We start from the raw sequence: 26382 nt of genomic DNA on the forward strand, positions 1-26382 counted from the left end.
AAACTCTTCAGTTTAAAATCAATAGTACATATAGTGTACCAATCTTGGCTCATCAATTACTGACAAAAATTTGCTCAAATAAACTTCGAGTAATTTCTACCATCAATCAATGAAAATAATTTCGATCGATCAATCAGTAAAAATCCACACAAGTTGTTCTTCATAATCTCTTAATGATCTTCTTAATGCTTCGTCAGCAAATAAGAAAACAACATCAAACAACTAAAAACCTTACGTTTATCGCTGTCTGCGTTGGTATGCAGCGTATTCTATAGAGTTTCAAAACAAACACAAGCCCCTATCATAGAAATTTCTATAATATTTTGCTTGAGTGTATATTTTTTAAACTAAAAGCAATTTATTGCTTATTTAAAGATCAATATATCCGTATATTTTGCTTTATGAAAGACGAATTTTATAATTCTTGGTGATTTTTATATTCTTCAATCTAAAAAGCCCGTAATTCAACGGACTTTTCGAATATCACGGATTTTAAGAAAACTAATGAAGTTACAAAAGTGACTTTAGTTTGCTTGCTCAGCCAACCAACTCATAAATTTTTGTCGTTCAGCTTTACTAGCCTTCTGCCAAAGCTGAATTAATTGTTGATCTGCCCCATTTTCATTAATAGTCACATTTTTCGAAGCCGCTACAGGAGATACTACATTCGTTGGCTTTACTGCTACGGATTGTGCATAAACAGGTGCCGGTTGATTTTCTGGCACAGCTTCTTTCTTCGTAAAATCTACAGCATTACCCAATACACCATTAGAGAAAATCAATTTTTGTTCTTTCTTCGCCCCCGCTTGCTGCACAAGTAATTGATTAGATTTGTCATACAAACCAAATATTGGTTGGTCTTTATATTTTTGCGCAGCATCAAAATCTTTTGGTGCATTGACTAGACCCAAACGATACTCTTGACCATCAATCAGTGATGGAGTACGAATAGCGGCAACACCTGACTTTAATATATCGTGCGAATTATCAGCATGTTGAAAAAATTCGCTATAACTTACCGTTAATACGTTTTCACCTGCATCTAGCTTATATTTCTCGGTAGATCGAAATAAACCACCTGTAACTTCTTGATCATTAACTGCAACTATTTTGATTTCTTCCGGAACAGTCAAAGTTACAGCTGCAAATCCTGCACTACTTAACATCAGCGCTGCAGCAGCAACAGTTAATCTTAAAGTCATCATTATCACTCTTTTATCAATTATTTAGTTTCGATTGCACTATGCAATGCATATGTGACAATCTTATGACATCTCACAATCACTGTATATTTAGTTTCAAGACATTATTTTGATATTCATTCAAGAATTTTGCATATAAAAAAAGGATGCTTAATGCATCCTTTTTAATTCAACACACCATCATTACTTGAATGTTTTGAATCGTTCTTCATCTGCAATAAAGGTTTTTTCACCTGCAGGCGCTTCAATCGAACCGAAAACAAGTTGTGCACGTAGTTTCCATTGATCTGGCACATCAAATGCCGCAGCTGTTTCAGCATCAACAATTGGATTGTAATGTTGTAATGACGCACCAATATTTTTTTCAGCCAAAGCAGTCCAAGTAGCAAATTGAGCAATCGCCGTTGAATGTTCAGACCATACTGGGAAATTATCTGCATAAAGTGCAAATTGTTCTTGGAGAGCTTTGACTACAGCCTGATCTTCATAAAATAATGCTGTACCAAAACCTGCTGCAAAACTATTAATCTTGCCATTAGTTCCTTCAAATGCATCTGCAGGTACAATTTTACGTAAAGTTTCACGTACGATATTCCAGAATTTTTGATGTGCATCACCAAACAGAATAACGACACGAGACGTTTGAGAGTTAAATGATGAAGGACTTAAACGTACAGCATCTTTAATAGTTTGCTCAATTTCATCTTGCGATAAAGTAACGTTATTACCAATAGAATAGATTGTGCGACGTTGTTCGATTTGATTCAAGAATGACATTACAAGACCTCTTTTTATTTTCAATTAGCTGACTAAGTTGAGATTTATAATAGGTGAAGTTTTTAACCGTTGCATGACTATATTTACAACATTGTGTCTTATTTCCAGAACAATCAGTTGTAAACATCTAAATACCCACAACTCATTTACATACAGATTTTAGTTTACTGCTCTAAAAGCAGAGATCAAAGCAACTTACAGCACATAAAAATTACTCATAAATTCTAAACTGATCTTGATCTTCTGGTTCTAAACGTTCAGGCGCTTGGCCTTCAATTGAACCAAAGACCAACTGCGCACGTAGCAGCCATTGTTTTGAAATATCAAAGTGTTCGGCAACAGCATAATCAATGTGTGGATTATAGTGCTGTAAACATGCGCCTAGACCTGCATCTGCGATCGAAGTCCATACTGCGAATTGGGCCATGCCAGACGTTTGCTCCGACCACACTGGAAAATCTTCTGCACTTAATGGCACTTTCTTTTGTAATTGTTGAATCACAGCTTGATCTTCATAGAAAAGTACAGTTCCCAGGCCAGCTGCACATTGATCTATTTTGAGCGCCACACCTTCAAAAATATAACTCGCAACATTCTTGCGTTGTACGTCTTTTACAATGTCCCAAAATTTTTGATGAGATTCGCCAAATAAAACCACAATACGTGTGCTTTGCGAATTATATGCAGATGGACAACTTCTTACAGACTCTTGAATCAGTTCCGCCAAATAAGCCTGACTATAATGTACCTTCTTTCCAAGCTCGTAAATACTGCGACGTTTCTTTAGTTGGTCGACAAATGACGCTTCTACTTCTTGGTCAGTATTTTTCTTTTTTAATTTAAAATCTTTAGTGATATCCGCAGTCAATACATGACCAATTTTATCGAGTAACGCCACCCTAAACACCCCAAAGCAATTTTTATATATAAACAACAATTCCTTACTTATTCTAAGGGTTTATTAGGCTGAATTTTGACTATGATTTATTCACATGTTGCTTTTTAAATCAATCAGTAAGCTCAAAAACAAAAAACTCCGCATTTTGCGGAGTTTATGTGACATTTAACACATTTTATTTATCAGTTTCAAATAATGCTGCGACAAATGATTTAGCTGAGAATGGACGTAAGTCATCAATTTTCTCACCTACACCAATAAAACGAATTGGCACATGGGTACGGCTTGCAATATTAAATAACACACCACCTTTCGCAGTACCATCCAGTTTAGTAATGGTTAGACCTGTAAGCCCTACTGCCTCATCAAACATTTCAACTTGGTTAATGGCATTTTGACCTGTACCTGCATCAACCACCAACATCACTTCATGTGGAGCTGTAGCGTCAATTTTTTGCATTACACGTTTTACTTTAGACAACTCTTGCATGAGGTGTCCTTTGTTATGTAAACGACCTGCGGTGTCTGCAATCAGCACGTCTACGCCTTTTGCACGAGCACTTTCAAATGCATCAAAAATAACTGAAGCAGAATCTGCACCATGACCTTGAGCCACAACGGCAATATTATTACGTTCACCCCAAATTTGTAATTGTTCTGTGGCTGCTGCACGAAATGTATCACCAGCAGCCAACATTACTTTTTTACCTTCACCTTGTAAGCGTTTCGCTAATTTACCAATCGTGGTGGTTTTACCCACACCATTCACACCAACAACCAAAATCACATACGGATTTTTATTGCTGTCGATATGTAGCGGTTTAACACGTGGTGCAAGTAATGCCACTAGTTCTTCTTGAAGCGCTTTATATAAAGAGTGCGAGTAAATTAAATCGCCACGTTCAGTACGTTCAGTTAAGTTCGCAATAATCGTTTTGGTTGCATCGACACCAATGTCAGCAACCAAAAGTTGCTCTTCAACTTCCTCTAAAAGTTCATCGTCAATTTCCTTCCCACCGATCAGGATATTCACCATGCCGTCTGCCAAGTTCTTACGTGACTTTGCTAGACCTTCTTTCATACGACTAAAGAAGCCGCCTTTCACCTTCGAATCTTCAGTTTTTGACTCTGTTTCTTGTAATGGTGCAGCAACTTCTTGCTGTACTTTCGGTGTCTCGATAATCGGCACATTTACCGCAGGTAAACTCGGTAGCGTGACATCGTCATCACCGATATCAGCATCAATCAAAAATTTATTCTGCCCATGAGATTGCTGTTGCATGCCGAATCCTTGAAAAGCACTGCGTTAAAAAAACCGATTCTATCATAAGTTATCTTAAATTGAGTCGCTACACGCCTGTCAGAGCAAAGCACACTAAAAAACAACATGTTGAACTTGCAATCAAAATTAACTTTAGGAAAACTAGATAACTATAAAATGCATTTTAATGGATTCCTTTGTGTCCCATAAAAACAGATTTTCTCCTTGTTTTTTTAAAACTTTATTTCGCTCAGTGCTTCCTATCTGTGTCATCACTAGTTGCCTTTGGTGTGCACCCAATCTACATGCAGACACACGTACCCAATTAACACGTAGCACCTTTGAAACCACCCTTAAAAATGGCTTAAAGGTCATTATCCGTGAAGACCACCGTGCGCCGATGGTAATGACCCATATTTGGTATCGTGTTGGCAGTAGTGATGAGTCGGGCAATCTATTAGGGATCTCTCATGCACTTGAACATATGATGTTTAAAGGAACCACCAAAGTTCCTAATGATGAATTTACACGTCTCAGCCGTATCTATGGCGGCAGCATTAACGCCGCAACCTTTACCAATTACACCAATTATTATCAGTTGTATCCTAAAGCCTATTTTCCTATGGCGCTGGAGCTCGAAGCGGATCGTATGAGTAATTTACGATTACAACAACAAGATTTCGACCCTGAAATTAAAGTGGTTATGGAAGAACGCAGACAGCGCACAGATGACAATCCTCGTTCTTTGGCTTATGAACGTTTCAAATGGATCTCTTATCCAACCAGTCACTATCGTCAACCCGTCATTGGACACATGAAAAATCTGCAAAACATCACATTGGCAGATTTAAAACAGTGGTATAAAGATTGGTATACCCCGAACAATGCCATTTTGGTGATTGTCGGTGATGTCGATGCCGAAGCAGCCATTCGTCAAGTTCAAAAATACTTTGGTGATATTCCATCACGTAAAACACCTGATCGTAACGATGTGAGGGAATTCGAGCGTGTGGGCTATCGTCATATGGAACTAAATTTACCCGTACAAGTGCCCAATTTGTATATGGCGTGGAATGTACGCTCACTGGCTACCGCAAAAAACCCACAAGATGCTTATGCTCTCAATATTATTCGCAATATTTTAGACAGCGGCATCTCATCGCGCCTACAAGACAAACTGGTACGCGATAGAAAATTACTTACTGCTGTAAGTGTTTCTTATGATCCATACAATCGTGGAGACAGTTTGTTTACCATTTCAGCACTCCCTGCCGATGGCGTCAAAATGGAACAAGCGCAAAAAGCCATACAAGATGAAATCGACACTTTAAAAACAGAATTAGTCAAAACACCTGAAGTTGAACGTATCACCACACGTTTTGTCTCCAATTTAGTCTATAACCAAGATGACATCAGCAGCCAAGCCAAGACGATCGGTAACTTAGAAGTCAATGGGCTCAGTTTCAGGCTAATGGACGAATTACCAAAACTATATGAAAACGTCAGCGCACAAGATATTCAACGTGTCGCAAATGCGTATTTTGTCAAAGAAAATTTAAGCACCATGTATCTACTTCCAGAACAGACGGAGGTTCCAACAACCTCAAATAAAGCAGATCAAACTACAAAACCAGCTCAAACGGAAGTTGTTACTCCAGAGCAACAGACTAACTCAACCCAAAACACAGAAAGCGTCTTGTAAGGATTAGTGATGACTATTACGAAAATTTTATCTCTAAGCTTACTCACTGCGTTTGGCTCAATCCTTCATGCAGAAACTTATAAGGAAAATGTTCCCGACCTCAACGATAATCCGAGCCAATTACAATCTATCCCCATGCTGCAAAGTTTAAAGAATTTACAGATTGATAAAGACTACCGTGCTCCGCTTGTTCAAGTGCTGAAAAACCGAAATGGCGTAAATAGCCTGTTTGTTGAATCACAAGATCTACCTATGGTGGATATTCAACTGACCTTTAATGCAGGTTCTGCTCGTGATGAAGAAGTCGGAAAAGGCTTGTATGGTGTTGCCAACATGGCTGCACGTTTAATCGATGAAGGCACAGAAAAATACAATGCAACGCAAATTGCCTCGGTTTTTGACCAAACAGGTGCTCAATTTAGCGCACAAGCACATCGAGATATGTTTGTCGTTCGGCTACGCGTATTGTCAGACCCTAAAAAATTAGAACCTGCTTTAAGTATGATGATGGACGTGATTAAAAATGCGACTTTTAAAAACTCCAGCCTCAACTTAGCACTCAGCAATAACCAAGCTGGTCAAAAACAACTCCAAGAAAGTCCAAGTCGCTTAATGAATATTCGTTTCTATCGGGCTGTTTACGGCACACATCCTTATGCAGAACCAATTACAGGAACCAATGGCAGTATCAAAAAAATCACCCCAGACATTTTAAAGAAGTTTCGTAATCAATTTTTAGTTGCTCAAAACATGAATATTGCCATTACAGGTAAACTAAGCAAAAAAGAAGCACAAAACCTTGCAGAACGTATTTCCGGAAACTTAAACCAAGGTGAAAAAGCTAAGGCACTTGCACAACCAGAAGAAAAACAAGGGTTTGATATCATCCATCTTCCCTACAATTCCACCCAAGCCAACGTCATGTTTGGACATTTAGGGACGACACGCGATAACAAAGATCGATTAGCCCTAGAAGTAGCCAATCGAATGTTTGGTGGTGGAGGTTTTAACTCGATCCTCATGCAAGAGCTTCGCGTTAAACGTGGCTATACTTATGGTGCCTATAGTGCATTTAGCTTTAGCCAAGCACCCGGTATCTTTAGTTTTAGCTATGGAACACGTCAAGATCAGCTGATAGATAGTATCCGAGTGGCACATAAGGCTTTTAATGATTTTGTCAAAATGCCTATTGATCAAAGACAAATGGAAGAAACCAAAGCAGGCATGCTGCGTGCTTTTCCAAATAATTACAGCAGTAATGCAACGATCAATGCACAGCTTGGTCTATTGGGCTTTTATCAACAAGATCCAGATTATTTGACCCAGTACCCAAAATTATTAGAAAAAATAACTGTAGCTGATGTACAAAATGCGGTTCGTACCTACATGCACCCTGAAAATATGACGGTGATTGTGGTGAGCAAAACCTTAGATAAAAATGAAGTACAGCAGATATTAGAGGATAATGTACAAGCAACTCCAACCAAGATAATCCCTGCAACTAAGGCTGTTCCTCTGCCAAAGCCGGAAGTTGATGTGCCCGCACAGATTCCATCTGATAAGCATGCATCAATTTAAGATAAGCACCCACACGAATGCGATCTTGCTGTCTCAGCAGCATCGCCATTTCCTGTGTTTCAGGATAACTTTGCTGCAACGCAAGTCGTGACACGTTTTGGTATTGCTGTACAGAAATAGGACGATATAAGGCAATTACAGCCAATACCAAAATCACCACGATCATGACTGAAACAAAGATATTATAAATTTGCTCGAGCTGTATTTTAGATTTGAATTGAATAATTTTTTCTAAATCAATAGTCATACACTACCTCAGGTTCAAAGTAGTGTATGGCTGACGTTCAAGAAGTTCAAGTCACAGCGCTTAAAACTGCATCAGTCCACTGTTTCAGTCTGTGAGTTAGCTAAACAATTTAATGAATAATGGTACGTATCACCGCAAAATAAAGAATCAATGCAATAATCGCCAAAACGATAAATACTGCAAAAATACTCATTCCACCTTCTGCATGCGCAGGATGTAAATCATCATCATCGGCGATTTTGAGTAATTCGCCATTATATGCATTGTAAAATTCTAAGCGCTGTCCCTTATCTAAATCCCGTGTGAAATCATATACACGTTTGCGCTGTGCCAAACCAAAATCCCCCAAATGAATTTCATGATGAAAAATTGCTTCATCAAGATTGCGACGATGTAGATGTGCCAACTCCACAATTTGCGCTAATGTCGGAGGATAATCTAAAGTTAAACCGTCTAAAACTCTTGTCATTTTACTTCTCCTTATTATCTACAACTTCTTATGATAGTATTTTACTCACGAAAACAATTGTCCATTGTTTAATCATGTAAACTATAGCAAATTAGAAATATTTACGTGAATAGTTGACAATTCAAGATAATTGTAATATTAGTTTAATAATACTTAGTTAAATTAGTTAATAGGGCTAAAGAATGGGCCCTTAATGATCATAATTAGAATAAGGAGTTAAATATGATTCAACAATTCTCTCAACATGAACTCGAACATGTATACGCAAATGCGGTAAACACAATTCAATCTCAAATGAACTTCAGCGATGCAGTTCATGAATTGGAAGATGCAGCTCGTGCTGGACATGGTAAAGCAGCGTTATTTTTGGCTGAACTTTATTATCAAGGCTTCCGCGTAGAACGTGACTCACTCAAAGCGCAATATTGGCAGAACATGGCCACTTTGCAAGCATAACAAAACGTCACTAAGGTGGCGTTTTTTACACCCTTCAACTTTTAACTACATAAATTCTTACAATCAAGTTCAAAGCTTACACAGCTTTTTCATAAGAATTTTCTACAATAGGAGCAACATCAACAACACGCTGCATATGATGTCTAAATTAAAGCAATATAAACCTATTCCAAAAGATTTATTTTATAAAATTAGTATTTTAAAAACCATGATGTACTGTGGAGTCCTTTGGGGTCTCTACCACCAACAAGGTTGGGCAATGACCAGCGATCAAGATCATATTATCTTCCCGTTTTGGTTAAATGGCATTCAAGCGCATAAATATGCCAAAAAGCATTGGCCCAACTACACTCCACGACGCATTACACCACAAGATTTTGAGGCATCGCTATTACCGACATTAACACGCCTTAAAGTCATCCCTGCGTTGCATAGCTCTAGCCACATCCGTCTCAAGCTCACAACCTCGCAAATGCGTTTATTCTTTTTTAACCAAGATAAGATTCAAATGGCATAAAACCCTCAGTGCATGTTTGACCTCTGCATGCACTGAAAAGTATTTGCTTTTTTCAAATTTCGCGCTAATTTAAATTAAACAAAAACTACTATAAAGGAATGAAAATATGACTACAGTTGCCCAAGTACTTAAAGACAAAGCTTATCAAGAAATCTACACCATCACTCCAGATGCGACTGTACTCGAAGCCATTTCCCTGATGGCACAAAAAGGCATTGGCGCCCTCGTTGTGACCCATGAAGGCACAGTCGTTGGGATTTTGTCTGAGCGTGATTACACACGTAAAATCGCCCTGATGGAAAGAACCTCTTTCGATACCTCTGTCAGCGAGATTATGACGGGTAGCGTAATCACCGTGACAAGTGCAGCGACTGTCGAAGAATGTTTAGAACTCATGACAGATCGACATTTACGTCATTTACCTGTCGTTGAGGGACAGAAATTAACCGGCTTAATCTCCATCGGTGACCTTGTAAAAGCAGCAATGGATGATCAACGCAAACTGATCGAACAACTTCAACAATATATTTCTGGCTAAACTCAAAAATCCCCCCTTGATAAGCTTTAAGGGGGAATTCCAAATATCAATAATTTATATAACTCACATTTTGTAATGACATACACATTACAAATTAATTACTTTTCTCAATTTCCATTCTTATGTTGAAACCTGCTTTAGATAAATTAGACCACCTTGATGCCATCATTTTAGAATTGGAACGCTTAATGGTTTCGATGAAAGAAGATGAGCTGCTGCAATACCACCGACGTACGATTAATTTGGAGATTGCTACTTCTATCGTTGAAATTTTAGATGCAAAAGCTATTATTTATGCGCTACATCCTGAGTTAATTCCAATTACATCAAGCATTAACCACACTTTTTATAAAAATTATGTCAAAAAAAATATCCCAGTTAAAAACTGGGATACTTCGAATATAGATCGGGCTATACAACTGCAAAAGATTTTTGCACCATCAACAGATGATGAGCAACTTAGTCTTTTTTAATGGCAGTAATTAATTTAAACCTAATTTTTCAGCCACATAGTCTGAGTCTTTATCGCCACGGCCTGAAACGTTAACGACAATCTTCACATCTTTGGCAAGTTTTGGCGCTTCACGAATTGCCCAAGCAACCGCATGTGAACTTTCTAGTGCAGGAACAATACCTTCCACACGTGAAAGCGTCATGAATGCATCTAAACACTCTTGGTCTGTCGCTGTTGTATATTCAACACGGCCTAGGTCTTTTAACAAGCTATGTTGTGGCCCCACTCCTGGATAATCCAAACCCGATGCAATTGAATGCACTGGCAATGGCTCACCTTGTTCATCTTCAAGGACATAACATGCCATGCCATGAATTTGACTTGGCTTACCCAATGTCAACGTCGCAGAGTGCATATTGGTATCTAAACCATGACCTGCAGGCTCTACACCTACAAGTTTAACATCGGTGTCATTGAGGAATGCTGTAAATGCACCAACGGCATTGGATCCACCACCCACACATGCAACCACATAGTCAGGATTTGCACCAAATCGATCATTGGATTGAACTTTAATTTCATCTCCAATAATGGACTGGAAGTCACGAACCATTTTCGGGAATGGATGTGGGCCAACCACTGAACCAATCGCATAAATAAAATTGGTTGGATCTTTTAAATACTCTTCAAAAGCGCTATCTACTGCATCTTTAAGCGTAGCTGTACCACGTGTAACAGAGATAAGGTTGGCACCTAAAATCTTCATTTTCACCACGTTTGGATGCTCTTTTTCAATATCCACTTGCCCCATGTGAATTTCACATGGAATGCCCACTAAGGCACAAGCCGTTGCCAATGCTACACCATGCTGACCTGCGCCAGTTTCTGCAATCACTTTGGTTTTACCCATGTATTTTGCCAACAAAGCTTCGCCAAGGCAGTGGTTAATTTTATGCGCGCCAGTATGGTTGAGGTCTTCACGCTTGAGGTAGATTTGTGCACCACCTAATTTGTCAGACAAGCGCTTCGCATAAAACAATGGGCTTGGACGTCCAACATAGTGTGCAAACAACTCTTTCAATTCATTTTGAAATTCTTCTGTATGACGAATTTGCTCATAAGCAACATTAATGTCATCCATTGCCTGTTTTAAATCTGGTGGAATGAACTGCCCACCGTATTCACCGAAGAAACCTTCTTCATTAGGTAATGCGATACCATTAATTTGATGATCCATCATATTTCCTTCATGTTGTATGCAAAACAAAGACTTTTAAATACTATCCAATTTTGAAAATAAGAAACAATGCAAAATTGGAGTAAGTAATATAAACATCATTGATAAGAAAAAGTATCGTTTTTAACGCTTTAGCGCGCTAAATATTTCGTCATATCTTCCACACCTTTTAGGGTCATTGGGAACATATGATCTTCAAAGATGTGTTTTATCGCAGCTATGGTTTGGGTGTAATGCCAATAACTTTCTTCTTCGGGGTTTAACCATGCTGTTTTATCAAAATGATTGCGTAAGCGCTGTAACCACACCTGACCCGCTTCATCATTCATATACTCCACAGAACCACCTACAGAGTTCAATTCATACGGTGCCATACTCGCATCACCGACCACGATGACGCGGTAATCTCGCCCATAGGTATTGAATAGATCCCAAGTATTCATACGCGTGCTTGAACGGCGAATATTATCTTTCCACACATAGTCATATAAACAGTTATGGAAATAGAAATACTCTAAGGTTTTAAATTCAGTTTTAGCCGCGGTAAAGAGCTTCTCACATTGGGCAATATGTGAATCCATCGAGCCCCCAACATCAAACAGCATCAAGACTTTAATGCGGTTACGTCGTTCAGGAACCAACTGCACATCCAAAATTCCTTGTTTGGCTGTTTCACGAATGGTTCCGTCGATATCTAGCTCTTCTGCTGCACCTTGGCGAGCAAATTTACGCAAACGACGCAAAGCCATCTGCATCTGACGACTACCGAGAATCTGCTCATCATCTAGGTTTCGGTATTGACGTTGTTCCCAAACTTTCACCGCAGATCGTTTACGACCAGGCCCACCGATACGCACACCTTCAGGATGGTCACCATAGGCACCAAAGGGCGAGGTACCGCCCGTACCGATCATCCGATTACCACCTTGATGCTTTTTATGCTGTTCGCGTAAACGCTCTTCAAGCATTTTCATCAATTCTTCTAATGATCCGGCTTTTTTTAATTCTTCTCGTTGTTCAGGTGTTAGATGTTTTTCGATGAGTTCAAGATCAAACCAATCCTTTGGCAATTTATGCACCTGATTTAATAGTTCATCCAAATCAAAGGTCGATATACCGTCAAAATAGTCTTTCATTGCGCGGTCGAACTTATCAAAGTAACGTTCATCTTTGACCATGACGGTTTTTGCAAGCTGATAAAATTCATTTTGATCTGCAAAGACCAGCCCTGCTGCCACTGCTTGGTTCAAGTCAATCAATTCACGAGTTGAAACAGGAACACCGTATTTTCGAAGGGTATAAAACAATCGCACAAACATAGGCGAATAAAATCCAATAAAAATTAAATATCAGGAGGTCAAATCCAGTGTGAATGCATGTGATCTTGTTATTTCATCTGCAACTGAGTCTTGCCTTACATCCACCATTATGAAAAATTGATCCCTACAAGTAAAGCCAAAAGCTTTTACTGCGTGTTCATATACGTTGCCCTACTACCCAAAGAAACACATACAGCATGATTTATTCGCAAGTCGCATTTCTATTATTAAGCGATTGTTTAAGAGTTTCATATTTGTGTTGAACATTGAGGCGATCTTGCTGCAAATGTTCAATAGATACGATTTTATGAAAACCTTGATGGTTTCTATAGCGGTTAAAGTCACTTAGATGCAAGATCACAAAATCATAGTATTTCAGCTCAAGTACAGTTGCAGCACAGGCCTTTTGCTGAATGGCCGTTTGAGCTGCGAGATGATCTGATTGATCAATGAGCTTTTCTTTAAGTTGATGTTCTGCAACTTGCGCCCAATACGCATCCTGGAGTAGCTGTTGATGCTGCTGTTCAAACTGAGCATCATCCATCGCATAGCTAAAACTAGAAAAATAAAAACTCGCAACCAACAAGAGTGCTGCCGACTTAAACCTCCTAGGTACAGCAATGTGTACACAAGAAACGTATGCTCTTGTCTGCATAATTCACCCTTATATTTTTTAATACTCAAAATAAAAGCCGGATAACCGGCTTTTAAATCTTTGATAGAATTGATATCAATTAACGACGTGACATAAATGCTAGACGCTCAAGTAATTGCACATCTTGTTCATTCTTAATCAAGGCACCATAAAGCGGTGGAATTGATTTTGATTTATCCCTATTGCGTAAAATATCTTCTGGCATATCATCCGCCATCAACAAACTCAACCAATCAATCAACTCAGAGGTTGAAGGCGGTTTCTTTAAACCCGGAATTTGACGTAATTTAAAGAAAATTTGTAATGCTTCAGAGACCAAGGTACTTGAAATATTTTCAAAATGTACATCGATGATTTCACGCATGGTTGCTTCGTCAGGGAATTCAATATAATGAAAGAAACAACGACGCAAGAAGGCATCTGGAAGTTCTTTTTCATTATTTGAAGTAATGATCACGATTGGACGTTGTGTTGCCGTAATCGTTTCACCCGTCTCATACACAAAGAAGGACATTTTATCGAGTTCATGCAGCAAATCATTAGGGAATTCGATATCTGCTTTATCAATCTCGTCAATTAGAAGTACACAACGTTCTTCACTAGTGAATGCTTCCCAAAGCTTACCCGGCTTAATATAGTTTTTGATGTCATAAACACGGTCATCACCCAACTGACTATCACGCAGACGAGATACGGCGTCGTACTCGTACAAACCTTGTTGAGCCTTGGTCGTCGATTTGATATGCCAAGTAATGAGCTTAAGGCCTAAACTTTCAGCCACTTGTTCGGCTAAAAGTGTTTTACCTGTCCCCGGCTCACCTTTAACCAAAAGTGGCTTTTGCAATGAACGTGCAGCTTTTACTGCAAGTTTTAAGCTATCGGTCGCAATATATTGATCTGTACCAGTAAATTGTTGAGTTTCAACAGACATGACATAACCTTATTTTTTTATTTAAAGCGGTGAAATTTTCTTGTTTACAACGTGCTGTGGTTTCGCTGCATTGTATTTTGTCCAAAAATAGCCGAGGACTAAACCAATACCCACCACAAAGAGAATCAGCGATAGATTCAACCAAACCAATGGCTGATCTTTTGTTAATACACCAAAAATCAAACCAAAAATCGCAGGTGCGATTGCTGCATTTGAACCTTCAGAAACGGTTGGTGTTAATAAAATAGCAAATACAATAAGCCAACCAATGGCACCGATCGTTTTGGGTAAGCGCTTCATCAGCCCATACCAACACAACAAAGCAATTACAGCCCCACCTAGGTAAACCGTAATTGCAATACTGCTTTCAGGAATTGAGTCCAATACCGATACTACACCATTCATTATCACAACTCCTGAATTAACTTAAGCGCCGCGCAAGCCTTCTGGCTCAACTGCATTTGGGTCAATTAAACCTTCTGGAGGCATTTGAATAAAGAACCCTTTTGTTTCAATAGAATCTATGACGTGTAATACGTTCACACGTGCAAGTTTGCGTGATTCACTGAGTTCTAGATCCATGACAAATGTGGCACGACCAAATGCTGTACGTAATGCATCAGGCATTACTGCAAGCGGATCTGTCGCTTCAGTTTCGTTTTCATTAACTTCAGGACGAGCAATATAAAGATACATTTCATCTTTTTTGCTCGATTTGTAGATAGAACAGTACATAATTAAATCAATACTCATTAAACGCAAGGCAAAGGATACATCAAAAAAAAGACTGATACATTAGTGTTTATTAACGCATCAGTCGTGAATTTGTATAAGTGATAGTTCTTTAATCAATCAGAACTTATTCCATCACTTTCATTTGACCAGAAAGATAGCTTTCATCGGCATGCAGCACTTCAATTAAAGGCTTCGTCAGTAATTCATAGCGCCAACCCAATAGGTAGCTCGGTAAATCCTGTTCATCATTGTGAAAAACCACATGTTGATACAAAGCATTTAACCATTTTTTGCGCATTAAAACTTCTTTAGGTACAGAGGTTTCTTGTACTGCACGCTGAATGACTGTATCGACGCGCGAACCAATATCCTGAGACGAATGACGAATTGGACGTGCCATACGCAGCGGCCATTCAGCTTGTTCTGGTAAAAACTTCAACAAATCTAAAATAATTTTACCATGCTCACGCACAATGTTCGGACGAATGTCTTTTACTGCACTCAATTGAAAATTATTTTTTGGATTTTTTTCAACCATATCAATGATGGTTGAGTTTTTAAGAATAAAGCTACGTGGCTGATTTAAGGCTTTCACCATTTGCTCACGCCAAACGGCCAATTGCTGAATTTGCATGAGCTGACGACGTGAATGTCGATAATTACCAATATCGTGATACAGCATATGGATCGGCGTTTCAGTGCCAATTTCATAAGTTAAATTTTTGCAGTCCTCAAGCACACAATTTAATAAACTTTTCGCAGCCAATTCATTCTGAATCGTATGGCTTAAATTCATTAAATAATGTACATCATTCGCTGCATAGTTCAATTGCTCGGCACTGAGTGGACGAGCTAACCAATCTGAACGTGTCTGATCTTTATCTATATCTACATCGAGCATAGTTTTTAAGGCATTTTGATAGCTAACTTGTAAGCCATGCCCTAAAAATGACATCCCAACTTGGGTATCAAAGACATTTTCTAAAGACTTATGCTGTGCATAGTGATAAATCAGGTCGATATCTTCACTACAAGCATGAAAAATGTTTTGCTGAGCCGCAAATAATTTTTGCCAGAATTGGGTTAAATCGAGGGTTGTACCATCAAGTAAATACACCTGATTTTGTACATTAATTTGGAAAAGTCCAAGTTTGGGCCACAGGGTATCTACTTTTATAAACTCGGTGTCGAGTCCGTAAATCGAGCTTTGGTCCATAAGATTTAAAACAGAATTTAAATCTGGCTGATTTTGAATGAATTGATACATAAGTTGCTGAGTCTAATTTTAGATGCTCTATGAGCTTATATTAACTGATATATATTATTTATCTATAAGGAAAAACGTTATTTTAGTGACTTATTTCCTTTAATTGGCTTTTTTATTCATTGTAAACAAAAACTTTAATCGTTATTAAGTATAAATAATTAGGTGAAAATTATACAAAGCGAAACGAGTTTCGCTCTATAGTTACTTCATTCGCATTCGGTTATGCACGGCCTGACTTAAGGTATGACTATCCACATATTCAAGCTCACCACCCTGTGGTACTCCCTGTGCAATACGGGTCATTTGTATTGGTAAATGTTTAGTCGCTTCAACCAAATAATGTGCTGTCGCTTGACCTTCAACTGTTGCATTGGTCGCCAAGATCACTTCCTGCACTTTACCTTCACTTAGTCGTTGAATTAAATATGGAATACCAATTTCGTCGGGGCCAATACCATCGAGTGGTGACAAATGTCCACCCAATACATGATATTTCCCTCTAAAACTGCCACTTTGCTCGATTGCCATGACATCTGCGGGAGATTCAACCACACAAAGCAGTTGATCATCACGTTCTGACGAGACGCATATGTTGCACACTTCATCTTCAGTCAATGAATGGCAAATTGAACATTCATGAATATAGTTGGTTGCTTCAGTCAAGGCATTTGCCAGACCAACAGCACCTTCCCTATTTTTCATGATTAAATGCAGTGCCATACGTTGAGCCGACTTTGGCCCAACGCTTGGCAAAATACGCAATGCCTGTACAAGTTGATCAAAACGATCACTAAACATTCAACGTATTCCTTAGAATAAACCTGAAAGGCCTGGTGGAAGACCCATACCAGAGTTTGCAGATTTCAGTTTTTCTTCTGAAATCACTTCAGCTTGACGTGATGCATCATTCATTGCTGCTGCAATTAAGTCTTCAATCATATCTGCATCATCTTGAAGTAGTTCAGGATTGATTTCGATACGTTTCACTACATGACGTGCAGTCATAGTAACTTTAACCAGACCACCACCTGCTTCAGCGTGAACTTCAACTTGTGCAAGCTCTTCCTTAGCTTTTTTTATGTTGCTCTCAACTTCTTTTTGCATGCGTTGAGCTTGCTGCATGAGCATATTAATGTTCATAAAAATCTCCGAACAAAACTGATGAATTCACTTTAGATAAGATCTAAACCGCGTGAAAGATCGCGAATAATATCATTAATATCTTCTAAACCAACAGATACACGAATTAAACCTTCGCTAATCCCTGCTGCTTTTTTCGCTTCTGCTGACATTCTGCCATGAGAAGTGGTTGCAGGATGAGTAATTGTTGATTTTACATCACCCAAGTTACTTGTAATAGAAAGGAACTTGGTATTATCAATCACGGTCCAAGCACCTTCACGTTCGCCTTTCGCAACAAACGATACGACACCGCCAAAGCCTTTTTGTTGCTTTTTCGCCAACTCATGACCTTCGTGATTTGGAAGTCCAGCATAGTACACTTTTTCAACTTTCGGGTGTGCATCTAACCATTCAGCTAAAGTTTGAGCACTTGCACAGTGGGCTTTCATACGTAAGCTTAAAGTTTCTAGGCCTTTCAGGAAGATCCATGCGTTGAATGGACTCATCGAGTTACCCAGTGTACGAATAACACCTGTAATCTCTTCCATCAATTTTGCACTACCTACAACAGCACCACCGAGCGCACGACCTTGACCATCAATATATTTTGTTGATGAGTAGATCACGAGGTCCGCACCGAATTTAATCGGTTGCTGTAACACCGGTGTACAGAAAGTATTATCGACTGCAAATAATGCCCCATGCGCATGTGCAATATCAGCAATGGCTTGTAAATCCCCTACTTGAGCTGATGGGTTTGACGGTGTTTCAATAAACAAGAGGCGTGTCGTTGGACGAATCGCTTGTTTCCAAGCATCTAAATCTTCCAAATCAACAAAAGTAACGTCAACGCCAAATTTGATGACATATTTTTCAAACAGAGAAATGATCGAACCAAAGACAGCACGTGAACACACCACATGATCGCCAGCTTTCAAATATGCCAAAGTGATCGCGTGTACGCCCGCCATACCTGAACTTGTCGCAACAGCGGCTTCAGCACCATCCAAAACAGCTAAACGTTTTTCGAAAGCTTGTACAGTTGGATTGGTATAACGTGAATAGGTATTGCCTTCAATTTGACCTGAAAATTTTGCTGCGGCATCTGCTGCACTTTCACAAACAAATGATGAAGTCAGGAAAATTGGCTCGCTATGTTCACCCTCAAAAGTACGAATATGACCTGTACGAATCGCTAAAGTCTCTAATTGGTATTCGATGTCGTCTTGTTGGCTCATCTGTATTACTCAGTCGCGAAGGACTGCCTTTGTGAAGAATTGCCAATATTTTGAGCGTCTAAGCTATTTAAGGTCAAGGTAAAATACGAAATTATCGCTTAGACTTCGACCAATCCTACAAGGACTTAGGCAATTGACAGTTATGCACCCTTTCAAACAGAAATTTCTGGCGCAGCAAAAGAAAATTAAACACCTGTCTACACGTGTGTTTAATGCAAAATCGTTGGTCCTTTCTCAATCGACACCCTATGAAGTAATTACTGAATATAAACATGCAAAAGTTCGGTATTACGCTTCGCCTGATCGTAAATACAAAGAACCCTTAGTGTTTGTTGCTCCACTGGCCATCAATATGGCGATTTATGATTTGTATCCATATCGCTCATTGGTGAAACATTTTCAACATAGTGGATTTGATGTCTATTTGTTGGAATGGGGAAAATTAAACTATCAAGATCGTTTCTTAAATTTTCTATCGTTTATTGATGATGTGATTCCACATTGTATTGATCAAATTTGTAAACATGCAGATAGTCGATACATCTCGCTACACGGTTGGAGTATGGCTGGAGTCTTTGTCACGCTGTATACCGCATTACATCAACCTGAACATGTTAAAAATCTAATGGTGATGGGCGCACCGATTGATAGCTATGCCTCAGGTCGTATCGGAAAGTTATTTCAAAAAACTAATCGCTTGCTTTCACGTAGTAAGAATTTACAAGATACGGTCTACACTGGGAAAATTCCTAAACATTTTATCCATACACCGGGCGTACTCAATGCGATTGGATTTAAAATCGTTGATCCAATGGGTTGGTTCAAAAGCCAAAAACAATTTTTATCTAACTTAGACAATCTACATGACCTGTATGAACATGCAACCATGGGCGATTTTCTCAATCACATGATTGACTATCCGGGTGGTATTAGCCAAGACATGGTGTTCAATGTTTGGCTACAAAATCCACTTAAAAACGGCATTATACAATTGAAAGATAAAGTTATTAAATTAAAAAATATCCACTGCTCTTTGTTGATTGGCGCGGGTTCTACCGATCAAATCGTTACTGCTGATGCAGCAAGTCCTTTAGGCGAATTGACAAGTAGTCAAGATGTCACGTTTACTCTCATTCCCGGTGGTCACCTCGGCCTGATGTCGAGTCAAAAAAGTGCCAATCAATTTTGGCCAACTTTGACCCAGTGGCTTACACAAAGATCCAGTTTATTGAAATAAAAATTTAGAGGGTAAAGATGATTCAGTCAGTTGCATTTATCGGATTGGGCGCAATGGGTTACCGTATGGCAGCGCACCTACCAAAACAGTTCGACACGGTTTATGTCTGGAATCGAAACTTTACCAAGGCAGAGCAACATGCTGCTGAATTTGGTACGCAAGCGGTTGCATTAGAGCAAGCAATACAAGCGGACATTATTTTTTCATGCCTACCCATCAGCCAAGATGTTGAAAATTTAATTGCGAATGTGACGCTGAAATCAGGCTCGATTTGGGTCGACTGTACCAGCGGTGTGCCAGAATCTGCAAAAAAACTCGCTGCTGCCTTAAAGCAGCAAAATGTTGCATTCTTAGATGCCCCTGTGAGTGGACAAACCATTGGCGCTGAAACGGGAACATTAACCGTCATGATTGGTGGTGACGCAGCAGCCTTTGAACGTGCATTACCTGCGATCCAAACATTTGGCAAACTGATTAAACATGTGGGTGAACCGGGTGCGGGTTTTGCCGTTAAAGCTGTAAACAACATGTTAATGGCTGTAAATCTTTGTGCAGTTGCTGAAGGATTCACCACCTTAAAAGCGCATGGCGTGGACTTACATGAAGCACTCGATTGTATTAATGCGTCGAGCGGTAAAAGTAATGTGACTGAAACAGTTTTACCGCAGCGCGTACTGAATCGTAGCTTCCCATTAACCTTTGCACTTCCATTACTTGCAAAAGATACGGGAATTGCTGTTGATCTGGTACGACAAGCAAAACTTTCAGCCCCTGTGCTCTCTTTGACGCAAAATTTAATCCAAGCAGCAAGCGATCAAGCTGAAGAAAACAGTGATTTTTCAAGCGCTATGATTATGTATGAAAAATGGAGTAAAATTACAATTGAGTAATAACTCGCCATTGAATAACGATAAATAACCATCATATTGTACTCTAGTGTCATAACACACATTGTTACAAATGACAGAGGAAACTCGCATGAACAAATTTACTCTCGCAACTTTGCTAGGTGCTGTAACTTTAATCGGGGCTTCTACTGCTGTTTTAGCATCTGAGCAAGAATGCCAAAAGTTGAAAAATGACCATGACGTGATTTATGCATCGAAAGGTTTCTGCTTTAAAGATCCTGATGCTAAAGCGAAGTTTGGCAATGACAATTGCTACACAACTAAGCCTAAATTTTCAGAAAAAGAGCAACAACGACTTGACGCGATCAAAGATCGTCAGAAAGAATTGAATTGTAAATAATTACGATTCAATTCGCACAAGGAATTTAGCAATGACTTATGATGATCAAAATATTTTTGCTCGGATTTTACGTGGAGAACTTCCTGCGTTTAAAGTCTATGAAGATGATCAAGTACTCGCTTTTATGGATGTCATGCCACAGGCCGAAGGTCATACGCTCGTAATTCCTAAAACCCCTGCTATTACGCTGCTTGATTTAGATCCAGAAGCGGCTGCTTATACCATTCAGGTAGCTCAAAAAGTTGCGAAAGCAATGGAAAAAGCCTTAGACGTGAAAGGTATCGTATTGATGCAGTTGTCTGGCGCTGCTGCGGGTCAAACTGTTCCGCATGTGCATTTCCACCTGATTCCGACTTCAGTGCATGAACTAGGTAAACATGCCGCACAAATGGGCGATATGGAAAAAATCAAAGCCATTGGCGAAAAAATCAAAGCAGCACTTTAAGTTCAATTGAATTTAAAGTGATGATCAATGGAGCTTCGGCTCCATTTTTTATGTCTCGAATATTATCCCAAGAACTTTTAGCTGCAAAATTTACTGTTCAATACAACTCTAAGCATTTAATAAATATTAATTTTTATAAGTATAAAAGCAATTTAAACCAAAAATCACCTTTCACCGTTTTGAAATATTTCCTTAATAGAACTGTCTTAATTGTAATGAATACTTAGCGCCATTAGATAGCGAAATTACTTCTAGCCAAGCTACTGATAAAACATATTGATATGACTGGAAAAGTCTTCTGGAGCTTCAAATGAAAAAAACTCTATGTGCATTAGCAATCGGGGCAACAATTCTTACACCAATGATGGCGTCTGCTGCAGATGTAAAAATTTATGGCCGTGCACATGTCTCTCTTGACTATCTAGATGATGGTAAAGATTACAACGAAGTTGGTCTTTCTTCTAACGCTTCACGCTTAGGCTTCAAAGTAGATCAAAAAATTAATGATGACCTCAACGTATTCGCTCAAATTGAGCAAGAAGTAAACTTTGCAAGCGGTAGCCAAGACAGCAAAGGTGTAGATTTTTCAACACGTGACACCTTCGTGGGTTTAAAAAGTTCAACTTATGGTCAAGCACGTGTAGGTCGTTTTGACAGCCCATTTAAAGTCGCACGTAGCCCTGTGAACTTCTTCGGCGACATGGTTGGTGACGTTCGTAACGTAACACGTGTAGGCAACTTAAAATTTGATGAGCGTAATGAAAACACCATTGAATATAAATCGCCAAAATTTGGCGGTGGCTTCAATGTATTAGCTGCAATGTCGATGCATTCAGGTACACAAATTGACCGTGAAGCAGATGGCGAAGGTAAAGATGACAACAAAGCCTATGACCTTGCTCTAACTTATAAAGAAGGTCCAATTGATTTTGCAGCAGCATACGAAAAGTATGATGAAAATGCAGCAAACGCAGCAGGTGGCGCAAGTCGAGATGCATTCCGTATTGCCGGTGCATATAAGTTAACTGAAGAATTTAACTTGGGTGCTTTATACCAAATTGCTAAACACGACAACGATACAGCCAACCCAGATGCTCAAGTTTTCGGTGTTGCTGGTGAATATAAAGTAACGCCTAAAACCTCAGTACGCGGTGAATACTTCTACCGTGACGTAGATGCTGATGATGCTAATGCAAGCTTGATCGGTGTGGGTGTAGAACATAAGTTGGATAGCACTTTACGCGTATACGGCAACCTAGCAACTGTGCTTAACGACAAAAACTCTAAACTTAACCCTTGGAAAGAAGGTCGTAGCTTCGGTAACGGTATCGCAGGGATCGGTGATGAAAATGCAACTGCACTTTCTCTTGGTCTGCGTTACGACTTCTAAGCTGCAATATCTCCCCCAAAAGACATACTCCGGTATGTCTTTTTTTACTCAAATATAGTGTCCCAAGACTAAAATAAGCTAAGTTCATCATGTATCAAATATTTAAAAAGTATTTAAAAAACTTAGTCCAACCTCTTTAACATTAACCATATAGAGATCGTTTAACAGCACTACATGAATAGCCCATTTTTTTAGCAAAACTTAAACATAACGAATAAAAATCTTATTCACTCAATAAGGATTCTCATTATCAATAATGTAACTTTTAGTAAATGTAGTAAATTAGTCAGAATTTAAAATATAAATATAAGCGTTTTAGTCGGATTTAAAATAATTAAACACAAGTGTTTTAGTCAAGTATTTAAAATAAAAAAATTAGTTTATTTTTTAACTATTAAACACTATAAGTAATTGTATTTAAATTACTTAATAATATATTTTTATTTTAACTGTTCAACCTATTTGCTTTTTGTATATATTTGTTAATAATATAGTACAAGTTTAAAGAATAGGCTTATCTCCATGAGCTTAAAATTCAAAGATTTAAATCGTCGTGTGGTCAGAGAAATAACCGCAATACTAATAATTAAAGTGATTATTTTAATGATCATTAAGAACATCTGGTTCGACGCCCCTACTATCCCTAAAAACTTTGACAATCAAGTTGCCGAGCATATTGCTGGCAGTCCTTCCCAAATCAAGGAGACACGTTGATGATTTCTGAAAGCGTGGTCGATCTTTCGCGGTTCCAATTTGCAATGACCGCGATGTATCACTTTATTTTTGTTCCACTGACTTTAGGTCTGGCTTTTATTCTTGCCATCATGGAAACCACTTATGTGATTTCTGGCAAAGAAATTTATAAAGACATGACTAAATTCTGGGGAAAACTCTTCGGTATTAACTTCGCATTAGGTGTTACTACTGGTTTGACCATGGAGTTTCAGTTCGGTACTAACTGGGCGTATTACTCACACTATGTCGGTGATATTTTCGGTGCACCATTAGCCATTGAAGGTCTGATGGCATTCTTCCTTGAATCAACATTTATTGGTTTATTCTTCTTCGGCTGGGATCGCCTATCTAAAGTTCAGCATTTGGCAGTCACTTGGTTAGTTGCACTTGGCTCGAACATGTCTGCACTATGGATTTTAGTAGCCAATGGTTGGATGCAAAACCCAGTCGGTTCCGCTTTTAACTATGAAACTATGCGTATGGAAATGGTGGACTTCGGTGCACTGATTTTCAACCCTGTAGCTCAGGTTAAATTCGTACATACCGTATCTGCAGGCTATGTGACTGGCGCAATTTTCGTACTAGCCATTTCAAGTTACTACTTATTAAAAAAACGTGACTTGCCATTTGCTCGTCGTTCATTCGCTATCGCTGCAATCTTTGGTTTAGCTTCTACACTTTCGGTGATCTTACTGGGTGATGAATCTGGTTATGAAATTGGTGATGTACAAAAAACTAAACTTGCTGCGATTGAAGCTGAATGGGACACTCACCCAGCTCCAGCGCCATTTACTTTGTTTGGTATTCCAAATAAAGAAACTATGTCTACTGACTACGCGATCAAAATTCCTTATGTCATGGGGATTATCGCAACACGTTCAACTGACAAAGAAGTAACAGGTATTAAAGACCTGATCGTACAACACGAAGCGCGTATTCGTAACGGTATGGTGGCTTACTCACAATTAGAACAACTTCGTGCAGGCGATACATCTCCTGAACTTAAAGCAGCATTTGCTGAGTCTCAAAAAGACTTGGGCTATGGTTTGCTTCTGAAAAAATACACAGACAAAGTGGTCGATGCTTCTGACGAACAAATCAAAGCTGCTGCAAAAGACACTATTCCACATGTTCCAAGCTTGTTCTGGGCATTCCGTGCAATGGTTGCTTCTGGCTTCTTAATGCTCCTTCTGTTCGTACTGGCTACCTTTGCTGTCGGTAAACGTAATGCAGAAAACAAACCATGGTTATTGAAATTTGCCTTGTTTGCACTTCCACTCCCTTGGATTGCTGCGCAAACAGGTTGGTATGTTGCTGAAGTGGGCCGTCAACCATGGACCATTGGTGAAGTCCTACCTACACACCTTTCAGCTTCTAGCTTAAGTACAGGTGATGTATGGGGTTCTATCCTTGCATTGGCAGCGTTCTACACTGTACTGCTGATCATTGAAATGTACTTAATGATTAAATTCTCACGCCTTGGCCCAAGTTCTCTACATACTGGTAAATACCACTTCGAGAAACTTGAAGCTGCAAAAAAGGCAAATGAGGAGGCTCAAGCATGATCGAATATGAATTACTCAAAATCATTTGGTGGGTTTTAGTCGGTGTCCTACTGATCGGCTTCGCCCTCACCGATGGCTTCGATATGGGCTCAATGGCGATCATGCCATTCGTAGGTAAAAAAGACGAAGAACGTCGTGCGGCAATCAATACAATTGCCCCACACTGGGACGGTAACCAAGTTTGGTTTATTACTGCCGGTGGTGCGCTGTTTGCAGCATGGCCAATGGTATATGCGACTGCATTCTCAGGCATGTACTGGGCACTGTTACTGGTACTCTTCGCCCTTTTCTTACGTCCAGTCGGTTTTGATTACCGTTCTAAACTCGAAAATACCAAGTGGCGTAATTCTTGGGACTGGGGTTTAGCAATTGGTGGTGCCGTTCCTGCCCTCGTATTTGGTGTTGCGTTTGGTAATATGTTCCTTGGTGTTCCATTCACTATGGACGAAACTGTTCGCTCAACTTATACAGGTAGCTTCTTTGCGCTGCTTAACCCATTCGCTTTAGTTTGCGGTATCGTGAGTTTATCTATGCTTTGCGCACACGGTGGTGCATGGCTCATGCTTCGTACAGACGGCGACCTACGTGCTCGCTCAGCAAAAGCGACTCAGCTTATGGGTATCGTATTCTTGGTTTGCTTCTTACTTGCAGGCGCATGGTTATACTTCGGTAATATCCAAGGCTACACATTAGTGCAACCATTTGACACGAATGGCGTTGCTAACCCATTGGCTAAAGAAGTGATCACCAATGCCAATCCAGGTTGGATGAACAATTATAGTATTTATCCTATTACTATGATTGCGCCAATCATGGCAATTTTAGGTGCTTTGATCATTATCCTTGCCGCAGGTAAAGGTAAAGCAGGTTTTAGCTTCCTTGGTTCAAGCTTGGCAGTCATTGGTTCAATCTTAACTGCTGGTTTTGCATTGTTCCCTTTCCTTATGCCATCGAGCATCAACCCAACTGTAAGTTTGACTATGTGGGATGCGGTATCAAGTAAAAACACCCTGACTGTGATGACAGTTGCCGCGTGTATTTTTGTCCCAATTATCCTGTGCTACACAACTTGGTGTTACTACAAGATGTGGGGTGTGGTCACAAACAAACATATTGAAGAGAATTCACACAGCCTATACTAAGGCTGTGTCTAAGGAGA

At 39.3% G+C, this 26382-nt stretch carries 29 protein-coding genes and 1 pseudogene; 14 read left to right on the plus strand and 16 right to left on the minus strand.

Going from position 1 to position 26382, the window contains the following annotated elements:
- Positions 1–524: 524 nt before the first annotated feature.
- The 4 genes from FTU62_RS08840 to ftsY all read right to left on the minus strand — a co-directional run bounded on the left by FTU62_RS08840 (position 525) and on the right by ftsY (position 4159).
- Positions 525–1202, minus strand: a complete 678-nt coding sequence (locus tag FTU62_RS08840; RefSeq protein WP_180102521.1) for a DUF2057 domain-containing protein — start codon at positions 1200–1202, stop codon at positions 525–527.
- 183 nt (positions 1203–1385) lie between these two features.
- Positions 1386–1979, minus strand: coding sequence for a nitroreductase family protein (locus FTU62_RS08845; protein WP_180035761.1), 594 nt, complete (start codon positions 1977–1979; stop codon positions 1386–1388).
- 211 nt (positions 1980–2190) lie between these two features.
- Positions 2191–2877, minus strand: coding sequence for a nitroreductase family protein (locus tag FTU62_RS08850; protein WP_180056124.1), 687 nt, complete (start codon positions 2875–2877; stop codon positions 2191–2193).
- Between the two features lie 175 nt (positions 2878–3052).
- Positions 3053–4159, minus strand: a complete 1107-nt coding sequence (ftsY, locus tag FTU62_RS08855) for a signal recognition particle-docking protein FtsY (protein WP_180023557.1) — start codon at positions 4157–4159, stop codon at positions 3053–3055.
- 166 nt (positions 4160–4325) lie between these two features.
- On the opposite strand from ftsY, the pseudogene FTU62_RS08860 reads away from it, so the two are divergent.
- Together FTU62_RS08860 and FTU62_RS08865 are read left to right on the plus strand one after the other, a co-directional pair.
- A pseudogene (locus FTU62_RS08860) lies at positions 4326–5723 on the plus strand (M16 family metallopeptidase); the annotation flags it as partial.
- Between the two features lie 126 nt (positions 5724–5849).
- A complete protein-coding gene (locus FTU62_RS08865; protein WP_180102461.1) occupies positions 5850–7418 on the plus strand; it encodes a pitrilysin family protein in 1569 nt (522 codons plus the stop codon).
- Here the strand turns inward: FTU62_RS08865 and FTU62_RS08870 are convergent.
- Both FTU62_RS08870 and FTU62_RS08875 read right to left on the minus strand, forming a co-directional pair.
- Entirely contained in the window at positions 7342–7665 is a 324-nt protein-coding gene (locus FTU62_RS08870) for a hypothetical protein (RefSeq protein WP_111884935.1), read from the minus strand. The two genes, FTU62_RS08865 and FTU62_RS08870, sit on opposite strands and share 77 nt — an antisense overlap.
- A 109-nt stretch (positions 7666–7774) precedes the next feature.
- On the minus strand, positions 7775–8134 hold the full coding sequence (locus tag FTU62_RS08875) for a hypothetical protein (RefSeq protein WP_078193899.1): 360 nt from the start codon (positions 8132–8134) through the stop codon (positions 7775–7777).
- Positions 8135–8356: 222 nt separating this feature from the next.
- On the opposite strand from FTU62_RS08875, the gene FTU62_RS08880 reads away from it, so the two are divergent.
- The 4 genes from FTU62_RS08880 to FTU62_RS08895 all read left to right on the plus strand — a co-directional run bounded on the left by FTU62_RS08880 (position 8357) and on the right by FTU62_RS08895 (position 10118).
- The gene (locus FTU62_RS08880; protein WP_078188494.1) at positions 8357–8590 is read left to right on the plus strand and encodes a hypothetical protein; all 234 of its coding nucleotides are present in this window, start codon (positions 8357–8359) and stop codon (positions 8588–8590) included.
- Between the two features lie 139 nt (positions 8591–8729).
- The gene (locus FTU62_RS08885; RefSeq protein WP_180102462.1) at positions 8730–9107 is read left to right on the plus strand and encodes a DUF2750 domain-containing protein; all 378 of its coding nucleotides are present in this window, start codon (positions 8730–8732) and stop codon (positions 9105–9107) included.
- Between the two features lie 106 nt (positions 9108–9213).
- Positions 9214–9645: a CBS domain-containing protein gene (locus FTU62_RS08890; protein WP_180102463.1), complete on the plus strand. Its 432-nt coding sequence runs from the start codon at positions 9214–9216 to the stop codon at positions 9643–9645.
- Positions 9646–9767: 122 nt separating this feature from the next.
- On the plus strand, positions 9768–10118 hold the full coding sequence (locus FTU62_RS08895) for a hypothetical protein (RefSeq protein WP_180102464.1): 351 nt from the start codon (positions 9768–9770) through the stop codon (positions 10116–10118).
- A 9-nt stretch (positions 10119–10127) separates the two neighbouring features.
- Here FTU62_RS08895 and trpB read toward each other — a convergent pair whose 3' ends face one another.
- From trpB to FTU62_RS08945, 10 genes are all read right to left on the minus strand, one after another.
- Complete coding sequence (gene trpB / locus FTU62_RS08900) at positions 10128–11336, minus strand: tryptophan synthase subunit beta (protein WP_180102465.1); 1209 nt, start codon at positions 11334–11336, stop codon at positions 10128–10130.
- A 131-nt stretch (positions 11337–11467) separates the two neighbouring features.
- Positions 11468–12655, minus strand: coding sequence for a VWA domain-containing protein (locus FTU62_RS08905; protein ID WP_180102466.1), 1188 nt, complete (start codon positions 12653–12655; stop codon positions 11468–11470).
- 202 nt (positions 12656–12857) lie between these two features.
- Entirely contained in the window at positions 12858–13310 is a 453-nt protein-coding gene (locus FTU62_RS08910) for a hypothetical protein (RefSeq protein WP_180102467.1), read from the minus strand.
- A gap of 79 nt (positions 13311–13389) precedes the next feature.
- On the minus strand, positions 13390–14241 hold the full coding sequence (locus tag FTU62_RS08915) for a MoxR family ATPase (RefSeq protein ID WP_180102468.1): 852 nt from the start codon (positions 14239–14241) through the stop codon (positions 13390–13392).
- 21 nt (positions 14242–14262) lie between these two features.
- Positions 14263–14646: a hypothetical protein gene (locus FTU62_RS08920; protein WP_078193907.1), complete on the minus strand. Its 384-nt coding sequence runs from the start codon at positions 14644–14646 to the stop codon at positions 14263–14265.
- Positions 14647–14667: 21 nt separating this feature from the next.
- Positions 14668–14976 carry a YcgL domain-containing protein gene (locus FTU62_RS08925; RefSeq protein WP_180011296.1) on the minus strand — a complete coding sequence of 103 codons (309 nt, stop codon included), beginning with the start codon at positions 14974–14976 and terminating at the stop codon, positions 14668–14670.
- Positions 14977–15100: 124 nt separating this feature from the next.
- The gene (locus FTU62_RS08930) at positions 15101–16243 is read right to left on the minus strand and encodes an HRDC domain-containing protein (protein ID WP_180102469.1); all 1143 of its coding nucleotides are present in this window, start codon (positions 16241–16243) and stop codon (positions 15101–15103) included.
- 201 nt (positions 16244–16444) lie between these two features.
- Positions 16445–17041: a recombination mediator RecR gene (gene recR / locus FTU62_RS08935; protein WP_180102470.1), complete on the minus strand. Its 597-nt coding sequence runs from the start codon at positions 17039–17041 to the stop codon at positions 16445–16447.
- A 12-nt stretch (positions 17042–17053) separates the two neighbouring features.
- A complete protein-coding gene (locus FTU62_RS08940; protein WP_078188506.1) occupies positions 17054–17383 on the minus strand; it encodes a YbaB/EbfC family nucleoid-associated protein in 330 nt (109 codons plus the stop codon).
- Positions 17384–17415: 32 nt separating this feature from the next.
- Positions 17416–18603, minus strand: a complete 1188-nt coding sequence (locus FTU62_RS08945) for an O-succinylhomoserine sulfhydrylase (RefSeq protein WP_180102471.1) — start codon at positions 18601–18603, stop codon at positions 17416–17418.
- A 142-nt stretch (positions 18604–18745) separates the two neighbouring features.
- Between FTU62_RS08945 and FTU62_RS08950 the strand changes: the two genes are divergently transcribed.
- The 8 genes from FTU62_RS08950 (at position 18746) to cydB (ending at position 26365) form a co-directional block, all read left to right on the plus strand.
- A complete protein-coding gene (locus FTU62_RS08950; protein WP_180102472.1) occupies positions 18746–19840 on the plus strand; it encodes an alpha/beta fold hydrolase in 1095 nt (364 codons plus the stop codon).
- A 17-nt stretch (positions 19841–19857) separates the two neighbouring features.
- Entirely contained in the window at positions 19858–20730 is an 873-nt protein-coding gene (locus tag FTU62_RS08955; protein ID WP_180102473.1) for an NAD(P)-dependent oxidoreductase, read from the plus strand.
- Positions 20731–20818: 88 nt separating this feature from the next.
- Positions 20819–21088, plus strand: coding sequence for a YARHG domain-containing protein (locus FTU62_RS08960; RefSeq protein ID WP_078188510.1), 270 nt, complete (start codon positions 20819–20821; stop codon positions 21086–21088).
- Positions 21089–21119: 31 nt separating this feature from the next.
- Positions 21120–21533, plus strand: coding sequence for an HIT family protein (locus FTU62_RS08965; protein ID WP_078188511.1), 414 nt, complete (start codon positions 21120–21122; stop codon positions 21531–21533).
- 310 nt (positions 21534–21843) lie between these two features.
- Positions 21844–22923, plus strand: a complete 1080-nt coding sequence (locus FTU62_RS08970) for a porin (protein ID WP_111884950.1) — start codon at positions 21844–21846, stop codon at positions 22921–22923.
- Positions 22924–23445: 522 nt separating this feature from the next.
- Positions 23446–23637 carry a cytochrome oxidase putative small subunit CydP gene (gene cydP, locus FTU62_RS08975; protein WP_078188513.1) on the plus strand — a complete coding sequence of 64 codons (192 nt, stop codon included), beginning with the start codon at positions 23446–23448 and terminating at the stop codon, positions 23635–23637.
- The gene (locus FTU62_RS08980) at positions 23637–25223 is read left to right on the plus strand and encodes a cytochrome ubiquinol oxidase subunit I (RefSeq protein ID WP_078188514.1); all 1587 of its coding nucleotides are present in this window, start codon (positions 23637–23639) and stop codon (positions 25221–25223) included. Before cydP ends, FTU62_RS08980 begins: the two co-directional genes overlap by 1 nt.
- Positions 25220–26365, plus strand: coding sequence for a cytochrome d ubiquinol oxidase subunit II (cydB, locus tag FTU62_RS08985; protein WP_180102474.1), 1146 nt, complete (start codon positions 25220–25222; stop codon positions 26363–26365). The genes FTU62_RS08980 and cydB overlap by 4 nt, the downstream gene beginning before the upstream one ends.
- The last annotated feature ends 17 nt before the right edge of the window (positions 26366–26382 follow it).

It is taken from the genome of Acinetobacter sp. YH12126, from assembly GCF_013418745.1.
In the GTDB taxonomy this organism is placed as follows: Bacteria; Pseudomonadota; Gammaproteobacteria; order Pseudomonadales; family Moraxellaceae; genus Acinetobacter; species Acinetobacter amyesii.

Excerpts from the sequence above, each read along its gene's own strand:
- FTU62_RS08840 (WP_180102521.1), bottom strand. The coding sequence starts at position 1,202 with ATGACTTTAAGATTAACTGTTGCTGCTGCAGCGCTGATGTTAAGTAGT.
- FTU62_RS08845 (WP_180035761.1), bottom strand. The coding sequence starts at position 1,979 with ATGTCATTCTTGAATCAAATCGAACAACGTCGCACAATCTATTCTATT.
- ftsY (WP_180023557.1), bottom strand. The coding sequence starts at position 4,159 with ATGCAACAGCAATCTCATGGGCAGAATAAATTTTTGATTGATGCTGAT.
- FTU62_RS08865 (WP_180102461.1), top strand. The coding sequence starts at position 5,850 with ATGACTATTACGAAAATTTTATCTCTAAGCTTACTCACTGCGTTTGGC.
- FTU62_RS08870 (WP_111884935.1), bottom strand. The coding sequence starts at position 7,665 with ATGACTATTGATTTAGAAAAAATTATTCAATTCAAATCTAAAATACAG.
- FTU62_RS08875 (WP_078193899.1), bottom strand. The coding sequence starts at position 8,134 with ATGACAAGAGTTTTAGACGGTTTAACTTTAGATTATCCTCCGACATTA.
- FTU62_RS08880 (WP_078188494.1), top strand. The coding sequence starts at position 8,357 with ATGATTCAACAATTCTCTCAACATGAACTCGAACATGTATACGCAAAT.
- FTU62_RS08885 (WP_180102462.1), top strand. The coding sequence starts at position 8,730 with ATGTCTAAATTAAAGCAATATAAACCTATTCCAAAAGATTTATTTTAT.
- FTU62_RS08890 (WP_180102463.1), top strand. The coding sequence starts at position 9,214 with ATGACTACAGTTGCCCAAGTACTTAAAGACAAAGCTTATCAAGAAATC.
- FTU62_RS08895 (WP_180102464.1), top strand. The coding sequence starts at position 9,768 with ATGTTGAAACCTGCTTTAGATAAATTAGACCACCTTGATGCCATCATT.
- trpB (WP_180102465.1), bottom strand. The coding sequence starts at position 11,336 with ATGGATCATCAAATTAATGGTATCGCATTACCTAATGAAGAAGGTTTC.
- FTU62_RS08905 (WP_180102466.1), bottom strand. The coding sequence starts at position 12,655 with ATGTTTGTGCGATTGTTTTATACCCTTCGAAAATACGGTGTTCCTGTT.
- FTU62_RS08910 (WP_180102467.1), bottom strand. The coding sequence starts at position 13,310 with ATGCAGACAAGAGCATACGTTTCTTGTGTACACATTGCTGTACCTAGG.
- FTU62_RS08915 (WP_180102468.1), bottom strand. The coding sequence starts at position 14,241 with ATGTCTGTTGAAACTCAACAATTTACTGGTACAGATCAATATATTGCG.
- FTU62_RS08920 (WP_078193907.1), bottom strand. The coding sequence starts at position 14,646 with ATGAATGGTGTAGTATCGGTATTGGACTCAATTCCTGAAAGCAGTATT.
- FTU62_RS08925 (WP_180011296.1), bottom strand. The coding sequence starts at position 14,976 with ATGTACTGTTCTATCTACAAATCGAGCAAAAAAGATGAAATGTATCTT.
- FTU62_RS08930 (WP_180102469.1), bottom strand. The coding sequence starts at position 16,243 with ATGTATCAATTCATTCAAAATCAGCCAGATTTAAATTCTGTTTTAAAT.
- recR (WP_180102470.1), bottom strand. The coding sequence starts at position 17,041 with ATGTTTAGTGATCGTTTTGATCAACTTGTACAGGCATTGCGTATTTTG.
- FTU62_RS08940 (WP_078188506.1), bottom strand. The coding sequence starts at position 17,383 with ATGAACATTAATATGCTCATGCAGCAAGCTCAACGCATGCAAAAAGAA.
- FTU62_RS08945 (WP_180102471.1), bottom strand. The coding sequence starts at position 18,603 with ATGAGCCAACAAGACGACATCGAATACCAATTAGAGACTTTAGCGATT.
- FTU62_RS08950 (WP_180102472.1), top strand. The coding sequence starts at position 18,746 with ATGCACCCTTTCAAACAGAAATTTCTGGCGCAGCAAAAGAAAATTAAA.
- FTU62_RS08955 (WP_180102473.1), top strand. The coding sequence starts at position 19,858 with ATGATTCAGTCAGTTGCATTTATCGGATTGGGCGCAATGGGTTACCGT.
- FTU62_RS08960 (WP_078188510.1), top strand. The coding sequence starts at position 20,819 with ATGAACAAATTTACTCTCGCAACTTTGCTAGGTGCTGTAACTTTAATC.
- FTU62_RS08965 (WP_078188511.1), top strand. The coding sequence starts at position 21,120 with ATGACTTATGATGATCAAAATATTTTTGCTCGGATTTTACGTGGAGAA.
- FTU62_RS08970 (WP_111884950.1), top strand. The coding sequence starts at position 21,844 with ATGAAAAAAACTCTATGTGCATTAGCAATCGGGGCAACAATTCTTACA.
- cydP (WP_078188513.1), top strand. The coding sequence starts at position 23,446 with ATGAGCTTAAAATTCAAAGATTTAAATCGTCGTGTGGTCAGAGAAATA.
- FTU62_RS08980 (WP_078188514.1), top strand. The coding sequence starts at position 23,637 with ATGATTTCTGAAAGCGTGGTCGATCTTTCGCGGTTCCAATTTGCAATG.
- cydB (WP_180102474.1), top strand. The coding sequence starts at position 25,220 with ATGATCGAATATGAATTACTCAAAATCATTTGGTGGGTTTTAGTCGGT.